This window comes from Solibacillus sp. CAU 1738, assembly GCF_039888725.1.
Lineage (GTDB): Bacteria > Bacillota > Bacilli > Bacillales_A > Planococcaceae > Metasolibacillus.
The window spans coordinates 731,711-744,997 of sequence record NZ_JBDQQN010000001.1 but is presented as its reverse complement, the minus strand read 5'-3'; the positions used below and the strand labels follow the sequence as shown (position 1 = coordinate 744,997).

Here is a 13,287-nt window from a genome sequence, read left to right as displayed (position 1 = left end):
ACACCTACTTTTCCTTTGTCACATCTTTTAAATAAATACCGTATGTTTTCCATACATTAAAATCAAGTTTTTCATAAAACTCTACTAAATTTGTCCAGTCAATAATAATAGTTTCCATTTTACGTTGTTGTAAAAAAGCCATTCCTGCTTGTACGATGGCAAGTCCATACCCTTGCTTTTGCTCTTTTTCGTCAATACCAAGCGGTCCTATACCACCTACTGCATGTGGAAATAAAGTCCGCCAATATACATTTTGCGCAATCATCGGCGAGTCGTCATCATTAATACGACAAAAACCAATAATGCGCCCATGTTTTTTCAGCACTACAAATTCGCGACCTTGTCCACCCAGTTCAAAATATTTCATTGCCTCGTATTCCCATCGCCCTGGGAAACAGCGAGCAAAGAACTCATATAAATCTTGCTGTTCATCTGGCTGTAAAAGTGTATATTCAAGATGTTCACCTGCTGGCATTGCATATTCTTTCGATAGATGATTGACTAAATCATGTGTGTCAATTCTTTTTACATAGCCAAACTTTTCTGCCATTGCCTGTGCAGCTGTACTCGTTGAAGGAATTCCAGCAAAATAATGAAACGGATCGCCACCTAGCTGAATTTCTTCTATTCCTACTTGCTGTAATGCATCCTCTGCCAGTTCCAGTAGTTTCGTACCAATTCCTTGACGTTGTATAGCTTCATCTACAATTATTACTTGAATCCAGCCTCGTCTCGTGTCCATCTTAACGTCTACTTGTTCTTGCCATTTTTTCGCGATAACAAATCCTTTTAAAATTCCTTCTTTATCTATTGCGGCAAAACAGCCCTGTGGATAAATATTTACATCATCTACACTATTTTGTATAAAAAGCTCTTTTCGTAGCGGAAATTCATGTTGCCACTGTTTATTCCAAAGCATGATTGCATCATCGATATACTGTTCTTGAAAAGGTACATAGTTCATGAAATCCATCCTTTCGATTATGAATACCGTTTTTTATGCGTTGTTGCTTATAATTACTTTCATACGCCACGCACTTTCATAAAGTGTAGCAATCTCTTTAATATCCTTTAAATAGGAAAGTAAATGCTCTTCGGCCGTATTATTTCCTACCATTTCATTCAAATCTGCTAATCGTTCAATCACTTTCGCTAATTGGTCAGCAATTTGTAGTGACGCGTCAAATTTCCCCACTTGTTGCACATCTACTACTCTAGAAGGAAATAATGCTCGATTCCACTGCGTATTTGGTGCTAAGTCTTGTTCTAGCAATAAAATAAGCTGTTTATAGTAATCTGCCCTTTCGCCAAATTGTTGGAAATATTGCGAGATAATAAGTTCGTACTTATCTCCCCAAGTAAGACGAGAGTATATTACATTATTCAAATGGTGATTCCAACGCCAATTGTAAGCTGGCCATTGCTGCTGCGTTTTTTTATGCAAAGGCACAATTAAGTTAATAACCCCCTCACATCCTAATGACTGATAAACATTTAAATCTTCTTGGATGCGCGATAATAACGGTGGAAATAACTCGCTTAACATAAAATGATCGCTATAATACTCGAATACTGTGAGTGCTTTTGTCGATTCGTTGCGCCAGTCTTGTAATGCCTCAAATGCACGTTTACTAGCATCTGTTTCAGCTACATGAGCAGCGTAATTTCTTCCCCAATATGCATATAAAACATCTGAAGTAACGGATGCCTTTGCTTCACCGCGCTCAAGCATGTCCCAGCTTAACCCCGCGTTATAGACAATATGCTCCACTTGCACAGCTAATCCAGCTTCCGTCAATGCTTGCTGCAAGCGTTCTGTAAACGTGATATATGCCTGTAAAAATTGCTTAGCCATATGCGGTTCAATACCTACATCTTCTGGCCATAGTGAAATACGGTATATGACTGGTGTTTGTTGGCAAACTTTTACGATATAATTAATGACTTGCTGTTGAATTACATTTCCTTGTTCGAAAAAATGACTATTTTTTATACTAAAATCATTTGCAAAAGATGTTTTTGATCCTATTAAATCCCCTACTGCTCCTTCTATTGCTTTACTACTCAAGTTCTCATTTTGCGCTGAGCATTGCGCCATAATATACCGTAAACTATGCCCACCTAATGTGACATTTACAGCACGTTTTGTTAATAATGGTTCAATTGTTGCTTTTAATTCATCCCACAAAAAGAACGTGAAAAAATATTCGTTATGACCATTCTTCACACCCCAATCAATCAAATTACTAACATACGTCGCGTCATTAATTGTTTCTAGCACATTTCCCCTGCGACTAAATAATGGTTCATGGTTTATGATGTTCGGGGTTTTTTCCAATAGCTTGCAGTCTCCTACACGTACTTCTGGCTCTCCTAACTCTAAAGCAACAAGACCTAAAATATGCTGCCAAAACCCGTACACCCCGTACAACAAACCACGAGCATTTTTAGCAATAATATAATATGTTTGCTGCTGTTGAATTATTGTAAAACTATCCGTAGAAATACATTGTGTAAACTGCACATCGAATATTTCCTTATAGGAAAGCTCGTCTATTAAAATAATTTGCAGTTCATCCTCTATTTGCTGAAGTTGCGCCCAATCATAAACTAATTCTATTTCGGCATCTACATAACGCTGTAATTCACTAACGGCAAAGTCAATTGTCATATGCTGTTCGCCATAATATATTTTCGCCATCTCATCCATTTCCTTTCTGAAAGCAAAACTCCTCACGATGAAATACTCGCTATAGCAACATACTAGCTCCTGTTGAGGAAATACTAGCTCTGCATATGCAAATACTAGCTCCTTACGACGAATTACTCGCTCTTCCGGATAGAATACTAGCTCTTGCCACAATACTAGCTTTTCACAATGAAATACTCACTCTTTCCATGCAAATACTAGCTCATCACGATGAATTACTCGCTATTCCGGATAGAATACTAGCTTTTGCGACAATACTAGCTTTTCACAATGAAATACTTACTCTTTCCATGCAAATACTAGCTCATCACGATGAATTACTCGCTCTTCCGGATAGAATACTAGCCCTTGCCACAATACTAGCTTTTCACAATGAAATACTCGCTCTTCACACGCAAATACTAGCTATTCACGATGAATTACTCGCTCTTCGGGATAGAATACTCGCTCTTGCCACAATACTAGCTTTTCACAACGAAATACTCGCTCTTCACATGCAAATACTAGCTCCTCACGACGGATTACTCGCTATTCCGGATAAAATACTAACTCTTGCCACAATACTAGCTTTTCACAATGAAATACTCGCTCTTCGCACGCAAATACTAGCTCCTCACACGCAAATACTAGCTCCCCACGATGAATTACTGAGGTCGTATACTTATTACAAAACTTTATAACAAAAGGGCTGCCTCACTTAATGAGACAGCTCCTTCAGTTTATAATGTTACGGACTTTTTTTGTTCACTAGATTCATAGCCAGCGAGCGCAATTTCTAAAGATTTTAAGCCGTCCGTTCCTGTGATTGAAGGTTCGCTATCTTGCTGTAAACAACGAATAAAATCGACAATTAAATCAAAATCTGTATCATTCCCATAATAAACATGCTCAAGGGAACGGACATTTTTTCCATATAAACGGAATTGCTCTTTGAAAACATCTACTTTTCTCGTTTCTTTCGTACCAATAACTTCAATCATCACATCACCCCAAGTCGGGTATTGCGGAAAACGGGACCAGCTTGCATCGTGGGAAGCGATGACACCGTTGTTAAACTGCAATGTCATAATCCCCGCATCATCTGTCTGAATATCGGTAAAATATCGATCAGCAAAAGCTGTTACTTCGCGCACTTCATCTTGTAAATACCAACGCATAATATCGACCATATGCACTGTATGATCCAGTAGTGCGCCACCACCTGACAAGTCGTTTTCTATAAACCAGCCGCCTGGATTTTGCCCGCGATTTGTCGTTCTGATTGCTACAATTTCGCCTAGTTCACCTGCATCAATCGCTTGCTTTAAAGCACGTATCGGTTCACTAAAACGAACTGGATACGCAATCTGTAGCTTCACTTGCTGCTCTTCACATATTCGAATCATCTCTTCAGCATCTTCTACCGTTGTCGCAATAGGCTTTTCACATAATATATGCTTTTTTGCATACGCTGCAGCGACAGCCATTTCTTTATGCAACACATTTTCACTACAAATTAAGACAGCACTAATGTCCGTTTGTAAAAAAGCATCGCGATCTGCATAAAACGGCACTCCATATTCCTTGGCAGCAGCCTCTCCGCGCGCAATATCCGTATCATAAATAGCTGTTAGGGTTACACCCGGAATTCTTTTAATAGCATTGGCATAGCTTGTTGCATGAATATGCGCAAAACTCATAATTCCGATGTTCATACGCATTCCCCTCCTACTAATTGCTCGAGATGATGTAATTTTTCTAGTAAAATATCATCTATGTTTACAGCAAATTTATTAATAGTGTCGATATTGTATTGCGGGGCTTTATACGGGTTATTCGGCACCATTTCCGCACTATCAAACTCGATAATATGTTGCGGACTACTAAATTCAAATTCAATGCGCTCTTGCTCTGTAGCTGTGTATTCAATATGGGCCATGACATTGTCACCAAGCTTACATAAGACAATGATATGCTTTTTTTCAGCAAGCTCGCGCGATGATATATGAACTTGCTGCATAGTACCAAATAGCTGAGTAAGAACAAATAGGTCGCCAACTAGCCCATTTTTTTCACCGCTCCGTCTAAAGCGTAGCACTCCACATTTTTCTTCTTGTGCTGAAATCGCTGCATGGATATGCTCAAAAAATGAATATGCAGCTAAATCAAAATATACTTTTTGCCCTTCAGCTAAATCTCTATTAAACGGCAGTATTTTATTGTGAGCTACAATACTAGCGTTTGTTGTAATCGCAATATCTACATTAGTAGACGTGCTATTATCAACGATTTGTGTTGTATATAATGAGTGATTCGTTTGAATTTTTTCTAAAGACGTCACAACAATTGTTGTCATCACAAACACACCATCCTCTATAAGCGTACTTCTCGGCCAGTACTTGCTGACTCATATATTGCACATAGCATTTTCATCACTGCTACCCCATCTTCTACTGGGGCAATACATTCCGTTTTATTGACACAGCAATCGACGAAATGATTTATTTCATTTTGGAATGCGCCAGCAAAATCAAAGCCTAGTTGATCAATTTGAGGTGTCATATTTAAAATCGTATTATGTTTTTCTGTAACAATGGCAAGAGCTGGCTCTATTTCTGCCCCTCCTTTTTCACCGTACAATTTTACCGATAGTTCATCTTTCACCGCCTGCAATGTGAAGCTCACATCGACAACTAATGACGCGCCATTTTCAAAACGTATCATAGCATTCGCTAAATCTTCTACATCGTTATGTGATGCATCGTAGTCTGCTGCTTTGTAAAATGATAAGTTTTCAATATGATTACGATTGCCTAAACGTTTGTACGTATTGCCGACGACGCTTACCGGCTTCGGTTTACCCATTAAATACCAGCAAATATCGACCATATGTACACCTAAATCCATTAACGGTCCACCGCCTGATTTAGAAATATCACTAAACCATCCACCTGGATTACCTAATCTACGTAAGCAAGATGCTTTTGCGTAGTACAATTCTCCAAGTTCATTGGCATCGATAAATTTCTTTAATACATGAATATTGGATGCATGACGGCGTACATATCCGACTTGTAGTAGCTTTCCTGATTTTTTCACCGCAGCTTCTACAGCAAGTGCTTCTTGTACAGTAGTACTAAGTGGTTTTTCTATTAACACATGCTTCCCTGCCTCAAGTGCTTTAATGGCAATTTCGGCATGCGAGTTATTCCACGTACATATACTGACCGCATCTACTTCTGGATTATTTAACAATTCTTCGTAGTTTGTATATAAATTCGCTACATTGTATGTTTCTCCCATTCGCGCTAACCGTTCAGCGTTTTGATCACATAATGCAATGAGGTCGGCATCTTTGTTTGCCACATATGGTCGAATATGAAACTCTGAAATAGAACCTCCGCCAATAACTCCTACTTTTAACATTGTTGTCTACCCCTTTATTATTCAAATATAAAAAGCTTTGTTAATTCTTGCGGATTTTTCATTAAATTTTTGTATACGAGCGGTGCATCGTCAACTGATTCGATACTTGAAATAAACGGAGCAACATCTATTCGCTTGTTCGCAAGAAGGCGAATAAATTCTTGTAAATTTCGCCCTTCTGTCCAGCGAATATACCCGTATGGATAATCTACGGCTTGTTGCTCATAGATTGGATCGTAGCGACCAGGACCACCTGCTCGCGAGATCGTAATTTCCGCTTCTTTACTAAACATATCTTCACGGTCAAAATCAGGCTCTACATCGCCAACAATGACAACTTTCCCCTGTTTACGAATCCACGATAAGCTACGTCTTGTCGTTTCAGAACGCTTGCCACCTGCACAAAGGAGTACGGCATCTACTCCAAAACCATTTGTTGTGTCAGCAATTGCTCGTTCAAAATCTTCTATAGTAGAGAACGCTTTTATGCCATTATGACCGTCAATCATTGCCGCTCGCTCTGCCATTTTATCGTACGCAATTACTTCATATGCCGCTGCACTACAAATTTTCGCAATCATTTGCCCTAAAACACCAAGACCGACGATGGCAACTGATTCACCAAATTGCAGGTTTGCCTTACGAATGGCGTGAATAGCAATAGTTCCATGAGCTGCAAATGCTGCGTTTTGCATCGGAATATGTGCCGGTACTTTCGCAACTAAAGTTTTTGGCACATGTAAAAAGCTAGAATGTCCTACATATGGTGCGCCGTAACACGCTACAATATCGCCTACCTCGACATTGTCAACTTGCTCCCCAACTTCAACAACTTCACCAACCGCGCTATAGCCAAGTCGTAATGAATTATCGATACTATTTCCAAGTAAAAGCATTTCAGTACCTGGAGATATAGCTGTGTACTTCGTTTTGACTAATACGTAAGCTGGCGCAAGCTCCGGAATTTGTTGTTTTACGACTTCTACGTTGCCATTTATCGCCATAATGGTTTTCATCATTACGCATCTTTCCATTTCGCTAAGTTTTCCTTTACAAATGCATCATCATGTAAATGTGGGTAGTCTTCATACACACGTGTAATTTCATCAGCTTGATTTGGACTAAGTTTTTCGTGCTCCATTAAACACCAATTCCCTTGAAGTAAACCTTGTCTCGTAAGTACTTCATTAATACCAGCTATACTTCCTTTAAAGTCATGTTGCGGGTCGAAAAAGGCAGCATTTGCATCGGTCATTTCAACTGCTAATGTTAAAAGTTCTACAGGAATTTGTTCATTCGAACGGTGCTTTTTTAACTGTTCAAAATAGTGAACTGCCGTCTTTACCCATACTGACCAGTGACCGAGTAAGCCACCGACAATTTGCTTTTCAATTATTTGTCCATTCACAGGAATACGATAAGTTGTGAGCAAATCAATGACGATATTATCATCATTCCCAGTATAAATTGCTATATCATTTACGCGCTCCGAATGACATACAGCGCGGACAACATCTAATGTTTGATAGCGATTAAACGGTGCTATTTTTATTGCATATACATTTTCTATATTCGCCAGCTGTAGCCAAAAATCGTATGAAAGCTTGCGTCCACCAACAGCATTTTGTAAATAAAAGCCCACTACTGGAATGATTTTTGCTACCTCTTTTGTACGATGTAAAAGCTCTTCCTCTGATAAATCAGCAAGCCCCCCCATACTTAAAAGTGCCAAATCATATCCCGTTTCTTTAATAAATGTAGCTTCTTGTACCGCTTGCTCTGTCGGCCCACAAACACCAGCAATTTTAATAAACGAGTCGGGTACATTTGCACGTTTTATTTCTTCCATCGCTAGTTCTAAAACACGTTCAAATAATCCAAATTGCGGATCGCGAATTTCAAACTGCGTCGTATGCACACCAACAGCAATTCCACCGACACCAGCGTCGATATAATATTTAGTTAAGGCGCGCTGACTTTTTTCATCAAGCGTACGGTCTTCATTTAACGCAAGTGGATGCGCAGGAATAAATGCGCCCGCAAGTAAACTATCTTTCACAGCAGAATGTAACATTAAAACGCCCCTTTCCTTTCTTGGAAATGCGTTGGCTTATTGTACGTTTCACCACCACCGACAATCCAATTAGCAGTCATATCAATCATTTGCTGCAAAGTAACTTGCGGATAGCCAAATAATTGATGCGCCTTAGAAGCCGTATTGAGTAAAGCTGTTTGTTGCTCTTCATGCTCAAAGATTGGCGATTTACTAAAGCGATTACCGAATTCTTTTGCTAGCCAACGAACGGAAATCGTCTCTGGACCTGTTACATTTAAAATATTCGGAGGGGCTGAACAATGCAGAAGAGATCGTAACGCATATTCATTTGCATCACCTTGCCAAATAACATTAACACTGCCCGTCGTTAAATCGATTGGGCGCTCTTCATAAACTGCTTTTGCCACTTCTAGTAATACACCATAACGCATATCAATCGCATAATTTAAGCGGAATAAAACGATAGGCGTTGCGTTACGCATCGAAAAGTTTGTAAATACACGCTCACGACCAAGGCAAGATTGTGCATACTCCCCAATTGGATTTGGCACAATATCTTCCGAACAATTGCCTTTAGATACGTCTGAAAACGGGTAAATATTACCTGATGAAAACACGACGATACGAGAATTTTTATACTTTTCTGCTACTCGTCCAGGTAAATAAGCATTCATTGCCCATGTAAAATGCTCATTTCCTGTTGTGCCAAATTTATTACCAGCCATATAAATAATGTTTTTTACATTTGGTAGTGCTTGTAGTTGCTCTTCATTTAGTAAATCAGCAGCAATTGTTTCGATACCGAAATCCTCTAGCTCCTGCTGCAATGTGCCCGATGAAAAACGAGATACACCAATAACGCGTTTTTCTAAGCCCGCTTCATCAATTGCACGCTTGGCCATTTTCGCTAAGGTAGGACCCATCTTTCCACCAATGCCTAATATTAAAATGTCACCATCTATTTTAATAATATCCTCAATCAATGCAGCAGACGGTTTTGTCATTAGCTGCTCTAGCTCATACAAATCTTTCATACATGAACACCTCTTTCTTTATATTAAAAGAATTATAATTACTTTTTTTGACAATCCCATAAGATGTCAAGTACTATAAAGGTTAATAGTTTTCCAAGGGGGGTAAAAATGAGCACCGTTTCTAAGCAACTTAAAACAGAAATCGCTATTGGCATTATTAGTCCTCAATCGCTTATCATCCAAATTCGCGAAGTTTTACAAGACTTTCCAAATTTAAAACCACATTTTTTAATTGCCAATTTTGATGTAGACTTTTACGAATCTATCGAGAATTTGATGTCGAAGGTTGAAGTTTTAATGTTTACAGATTCATATACGTATGAACTTGCAAAAAAACATATCAACTTTTCTATTCCAGTTCATCAAATGCCAAGTATATCCAATGGTCTGTACCGTGCATTATTAAAAGTGCTAAAAAATTATGATGCTACTTATTTAAGTGTAGATACTATAGAAGAAAAATATTTAAAGCGTGTATTAGCAGAACTGCAACATCCAAATATGAACTATTCTATTTTTAATACAAATAATGCTGTACCGATTGATGACATTATTAAACACCATATCGATTGTAATGAACTGCAACAGGCATATGTTGTAACAGCTATTCCAACAGTTGCCGAGCAGCTTCGAGCACAAAATATTGCTGTAGAATTCATCATTCCAACTGAGCAGGATATGATTGTCGCTTTTGAACGGGCACTTCTATCTACAGATGCACGTCGCAATAAAGAAACGCAAATCGTGTATGGTTTAATTCACTTACATAATAAAGATCAATTACAAGCATGTACGCAAACACCGCATTTACTCGACAATAAAATTACGCAAACATTGCAGCAATATATCCAAACTTTAGACGGTCATCTCATCCATTTACAGAACGGCCATTTTGCTTTTATTACGATGCGCGGTATTTTTGAACGTGAAACAAGAGGCTATAAATACATGCCCTTAGTGCAGCTACTACAAGAAGCGTACGGTTTAACAGTCAGTCTTGGTATAGGCTTCGGTCTCACTGCTTCAGAATCTGGCACCCATGCAAAGCAAGCATTACAACAATCAATTGAACTAGCTGGTAACGTTTGCTATATCGTACGCGAAGACAATAGTGTTATTGGCCCTGTTGATATGTCTACCCAGGCAAACTATGAGCGATACGATCTCGTTGTAACAGATCATGAATCGCTACAACGTGCTGAAAAAGCAGGAATGTCCGCTACGTATATGTCCAAGCTTATGGCGCGTATTGCAAAGCATAAAAAGATAGATTACACTGCGCAAGAACTAGCTGATACACTCCATATGACACTACGCAGCGCAAATCGAATATTATTAAAATGGATGGACGCCGATTTAGTCGAAATTATCGGAGAAGAAAAAGTCGCTTACAAAGGACGCCCACGCCGAATTTATCGACTAAAATTTTTTAATGATTTTATGAATTAATCGTTCATTGATTCTAAAAACAAGATGATTTCCATCGTTTCTTGTTCAGAAATTGGTGAAACACCTGTAGTAAAAAAACGAATGATTTCTTCTAGTAAACTTGCATAAAATGGTTTACTTTTATTTTGCACTTGTATAGCTAAAGAATCCTCAGCATAGTGGATCGTTGCGCCGAAGCGTTGATTTGCGTTTCGGTGCCCTCTAATCGTTGCCGTTCTGCCATCCTGCCAAGTGGCAATAAAAAAATCACCTGTCGTGCATGGTATTTTTTCAACTTGCTTGAAACCTGGACCTAACAATGAAAATAGTATCTCTACTGTATGGATGCCGTACCAAAAATAATTCCATTGTTCAAGCATAGGCATTGGTCCGTAGCAATCTACTGCTAAAATATCTTGTCTAGGTATATGCATTACATCTTCAGCAAATCGCAATGCAGAGCAAGTCATAATTGGCGTATTATACAATTTAGCAAGCTTATAAATTTGCTGTGCTTCGTTAGTTGATAATGCTAAAGGTTTATCAATAAAAACGGGCTTTCCGTACTGTGCAATTTCTGAAAACTGCGCTAAATGCTGTCCACCATCTACTGATAGAAGTAATATTGCATCGCAGTTATTCACTACTTCCTCTGCCGTATTAACAATTTCCACACCATAAGATCGCACTGTTTCCGTAAACTCATTTATTCGCGATTGACTTATTGTTTTTGGTGAACCACTTGGAAACGCACAAGTAATACGCGCATTTGGGATATAATATGGCAAATTTTCATTATGCAGCAACTCAGTAAAAGCTACTGCATGTGATGTATCTAAACCAATGATGCCAATGTTCAAAACTTTCACCTCTATTTAATACCAGACATTTGAATACCTTCCGTGAAATAACGTTGGAAGAAGATGAAAATTAAAAAAGTCGGAATGAAGGATATCGTAGCCCCTGTCATTTCTAAACCAAAATTCCCCTCTTTGCCAAGCATCGATGCTAAACCGAGCGTTACCGGGAACATTTTTTCATTCGTCAAATAAATAAGTGGCTGGAATAAATCGTTCCAGTTTGAAATAAAGGCAAATGTCCCAACTGTTGCAATTACAGGGAATGATAGCGGCAAAATAATTTTGAAGAAAATTTGAACATCATTTGCTCCATCAATAAACGCCGCTTCCTCTAAATCTTTCGGTATACCTTGTAAAAACTGGCGGACTAAGAAGACACCCATAATTGCCCATAATTCAGGCACAATTAAAGCGTAATATGTATTAATCCAGCCAAAGTCAGCAAACATAATGTATTTCGGAATAATAAATAATTGTTGAGGAATCATAATAACCGCCATGAACGTCCAAAAAACAACTTCTTTTCCGAAGAACGATTTCTTTGCAAAAATATAGCCTAAAATTGCAGCAAAGAACATTTGTGTAAACACAGGAATAACTGTAATAACTATTGAGTTCCAAATCCAACGTAGGAAGATACCATTTGTAAAAATATTAATATAGTTTTGAATAGAAGGATTGGTTGGTAGCCAGAAAAGCGGATCGATTTGTGCCTGCTTAACTTCCTTCAACGACCCAAACACCATAATGACAAACGGCATTAAAAAACAAATACTTAAGATCGCCAACGCTGTATATGAGATAATTTTTTTCATGAATAATTCCTCCTTTCCAGCACTAGCTTAATAATGTTTCGGATCTTGCCCGATATATTTCCGTTGCACTAATGAAATCGCTAAAATGATAAAGAAAAGTACATACGATAATACCGCAGCATAGCTTAAATTTAAGCTAGTAAATCCTTGATGATATAAGTAATAAACAATTGTTGTCGTTGCGTAGTTCGGTCCCCCACCCGTTAACAAGAATGCGGAGTCGAAAACTTGGAATGAGCCGATTGTTGTCGTAATTGCAACGTAAAAGTGAATTGGCTTTAATAAAGGAAAGGTAATTTTCCAAAAGATTTTCCACGAATTTGCACCGTCAATACGTGCAGCCTCATATAGCTGTTTATCAACCGATTGTAAACCTGCGTAATAATAAATCATTGTCGTACCTGCAACTTTAAAAATACTTAACCCTGCTAATACGATTAAAGCTTGGCTTGAGCTAGATAAAAATAGCTGTGGATCAATCCCTACGAATCCAATTAAATAGTTAACAAATCCTTCTTCTGTACCTCGGAATAACCATCCCCAAATACCTGCGATAATAACGAATGATGTCACCACTGGTAAAAAGAATAAACCTTTAAAGAAATTTGCAAACTTTATACCTGAGTTAATAATTAGTGCTAATACTAACCCTAATGCCATTGTTGGTACTATATAATAGATAGAAAACTTCACTGTATTCCAGAGTGCTTTCCATGCAATTTCATCATTAAAAAATGCTTTCCAATGCTTTAAACCAGCAAATTGTGGTTCCCCAATTATTTTCCAATCCATAAATGTTAAGTAGAAGCTAAGTGCAAATGGATATACTTGAAACACTAAAAAATGAATTATTACTGGTATTAGAACGACATAAACGAGTAAGTTTCTGTTTAGCTCTTGTTTAATACGTGTCGATAAAGGTAATTTATGCTTGTTTGAAGTGACGCTAGCCAGAACTATCACCCTTTCGGAAAAGAGA

At 38.2% G+C, this 13,287-nt stretch carries 13 protein-coding genes; 2 read left to right on the top strand and 11 right to left on the bottom strand.

The window, feature by feature from the left end; genetic code table 11:
* Positions 1 to 4: 4 nt before the first annotated feature.
* Positions 5 to 964 carry a GNAT family N-acetyltransferase gene (locus tag AAFN87_RS03790; RefSeq protein ID WP_347789697.1) on the bottom strand — a complete coding sequence of 320 codons (960 nt, stop codon included), beginning with the start codon at positions 962 to 964 and terminating at the stop codon, positions 5 to 7.
* A 33-nt stretch (positions 965 to 997) separates the two neighbouring features.
* Positions 998 to 2,701, bottom strand: coding sequence for a hypothetical protein (locus AAFN87_RS03785; RefSeq protein WP_347789696.1), 1,704 nt, complete (start codon positions 2,699 to 2,701; stop codon positions 998 to 1,000).
* Positions 2,702 to 2,796: 95 nt separating this feature from the next.
* Here AAFN87_RS03785 and AAFN87_RS03780 point away from each other — a divergent pair, with 95 nt between their 5' ends.
* A complete protein-coding gene (locus tag AAFN87_RS03780) occupies positions 2,797 to 3,390 on the top strand; it encodes a hypothetical protein (protein ID WP_347789695.1) in 594 nt (197 codons plus the stop codon).
* 39 nt (positions 3,391 to 3,429) lie between these two features.
* On the opposite strand, the gene AAFN87_RS03775 is transcribed toward AAFN87_RS03780, so the two are convergent.
* The 6 genes from AAFN87_RS03775 to AAFN87_RS03750 are packed head-to-tail and all read right to left on the bottom strand — an operon-like array spanning position 3,430 to position 9,205.
* Entirely contained in the window at positions 3,430 to 4,404 is a 975-nt protein-coding gene (locus AAFN87_RS03775; RefSeq protein ID WP_347789694.1) for a Gfo/Idh/MocA family protein, read from the bottom strand.
* A complete protein-coding gene (locus AAFN87_RS03770) occupies positions 4,401 to 5,048 on the bottom strand; it encodes a hypothetical protein (protein ID WP_347789693.1) in 648 nt (215 codons plus the stop codon). The genes AAFN87_RS03775 and AAFN87_RS03770 overlap by 4 nt, the downstream gene beginning before the upstream one ends.
* Before the next feature lie 14 nt (positions 5,049 to 5,062).
* Positions 5,063 to 6,115 (bottom strand): Gfo/Idh/MocA family protein, encoded by a 1,053-nt coding sequence (locus AAFN87_RS03765; RefSeq protein WP_347789692.1) that lies wholly within the window; start codon positions 6,113 to 6,115, stop codon positions 5,063 to 5,065.
* Between the two features lie 17 nt (positions 6,116 to 6,132).
* Complete coding sequence (locus AAFN87_RS03760; RefSeq protein WP_347789691.1) at positions 6,133 to 7,134, bottom strand: zinc-dependent alcohol dehydrogenase; 1,002 nt, start codon at positions 7,132 to 7,134, stop codon at positions 6,133 to 6,135.
* Positions 7,134 to 8,189, bottom strand: a complete 1,056-nt coding sequence (locus AAFN87_RS03755; RefSeq protein ID WP_347789690.1) for a dihydrodipicolinate synthase family protein — start codon at positions 8,187 to 8,189, stop codon at positions 7,134 to 7,136. The genes AAFN87_RS03760 and AAFN87_RS03755 overlap by 1 nt, the downstream gene beginning before the upstream one ends.
* Positions 8,189 to 9,205 (bottom strand): NAD-dependent epimerase/dehydratase family protein, encoded by a 1,017-nt coding sequence (locus tag AAFN87_RS03750; protein ID WP_347789689.1) that lies wholly within the window; start codon positions 9,203 to 9,205, stop codon positions 8,189 to 8,191. Before AAFN87_RS03750 ends, AAFN87_RS03755 begins: the two co-directional genes overlap by 1 nt.
* Positions 9,206 to 9,313: 108 nt before the next feature.
* Here AAFN87_RS03750 and AAFN87_RS03745 point away from each other — a divergent pair, with 108 nt between their 5' ends.
* Positions 9,314 to 10,654, top strand: coding sequence for a hypothetical protein (locus AAFN87_RS03745; protein WP_347789688.1), 1,341 nt, complete (start codon positions 9,314 to 9,316; stop codon positions 10,652 to 10,654).
* Here the strand turns inward: AAFN87_RS03745 and AAFN87_RS03740 are convergent.
* Genes AAFN87_RS03740 through AAFN87_RS03730 form a run of 3 tightly spaced genes read right to left on the bottom strand, consistent with a single transcriptional unit; the run spans position 10,651 to position 13,268 of the window.
* The gene (locus tag AAFN87_RS03740; RefSeq protein WP_347789687.1) at positions 10,651 to 11,502 is read right to left on the bottom strand and encodes a Gfo/Idh/MocA family protein; all 852 of its coding nucleotides are present in this window, start codon (positions 11,500 to 11,502) and stop codon (positions 10,651 to 10,653) included. The two genes, AAFN87_RS03745 and AAFN87_RS03740, sit on opposite strands and share 4 nt — an antisense overlap.
* Before the next feature lie 2 nt (positions 11,503 to 11,504).
* On the bottom strand, positions 11,505 to 12,308 hold the full coding sequence (locus tag AAFN87_RS03735) for a carbohydrate ABC transporter permease (protein WP_347789686.1): 804 nt from the start codon (positions 12,306 to 12,308) through the stop codon (positions 11,505 to 11,507).
* Positions 12,309 to 12,335: 27 nt separating this feature from the next.
* Positions 12,336 to 13,268: a carbohydrate ABC transporter permease gene (locus AAFN87_RS03730; protein WP_481886446.1), complete on the bottom strand. Its 933-nt coding sequence runs from the start codon at positions 13,266 to 13,268 to the stop codon at positions 12,336 to 12,338.
* Positions 13,269 to 13,287 lie beyond the last annotated feature (19 nt).

Bases quoted from the DNA above. Each gene is read 5' to 3' on its own strand.
- AAFN87_RS03790 (WP_347789697.1), bottom strand. From the start codon at position 964: ATGAACTATGTACCTTTTCAAGAACAGTATATCGATGATGCAATCATG.
- AAFN87_RS03755 (WP_347789690.1), bottom strand. From the start codon at position 8,189: ATGTTACATTCTGCTGTGAAAGATAGTTTACTTGCGGGCGCATTTATT.
- AAFN87_RS03745 (WP_347789688.1), top strand. From the start codon at position 9,314: ATGAGCACCGTTTCTAAGCAACTTAAAACAGAAATCGCTATTGGCATT.
- AAFN87_RS03785 (WP_347789696.1), bottom strand. From the start codon at position 2,701: ATGGCGAAAATATATTATGGCGAACAGCATATGACAATTGACTTTGCC.
- AAFN87_RS03765 (WP_347789692.1), bottom strand. From the start codon at position 6,115: ATGTTAAAAGTAGGAGTTATTGGCGGAGGTTCTATTTCAGAGTTTCAT.
- AAFN87_RS03775 (WP_347789694.1), bottom strand. From the start codon at position 4,404: ATGAACATCGGAATTATGAGTTTTGCGCATATTCATGCAACAAGCTAT.
- AAFN87_RS03750 (WP_347789689.1), bottom strand. From the start codon at position 9,205: ATGAAAGATTTGTATGAGCTAGAGCAGCTAATGACAAAACCGTCTGCT.
- AAFN87_RS03780 (WP_347789695.1), top strand. From the start codon at position 2,797: ATGCAAATACTAGCTCCTTACGACGAATTACTCGCTCTTCCGGATAGA.
- AAFN87_RS03735 (WP_347789686.1), bottom strand. From the start codon at position 12,308: ATGAAAAAAATTATCTCATATACAGCGTTGGCGATCTTAAGTATTTGT.
- AAFN87_RS03760 (WP_347789691.1), bottom strand. From the start codon at position 7,134: ATGATGAAAACCATTATGGCGATAAATGGCAACGTAGAAGTCGTAAAA.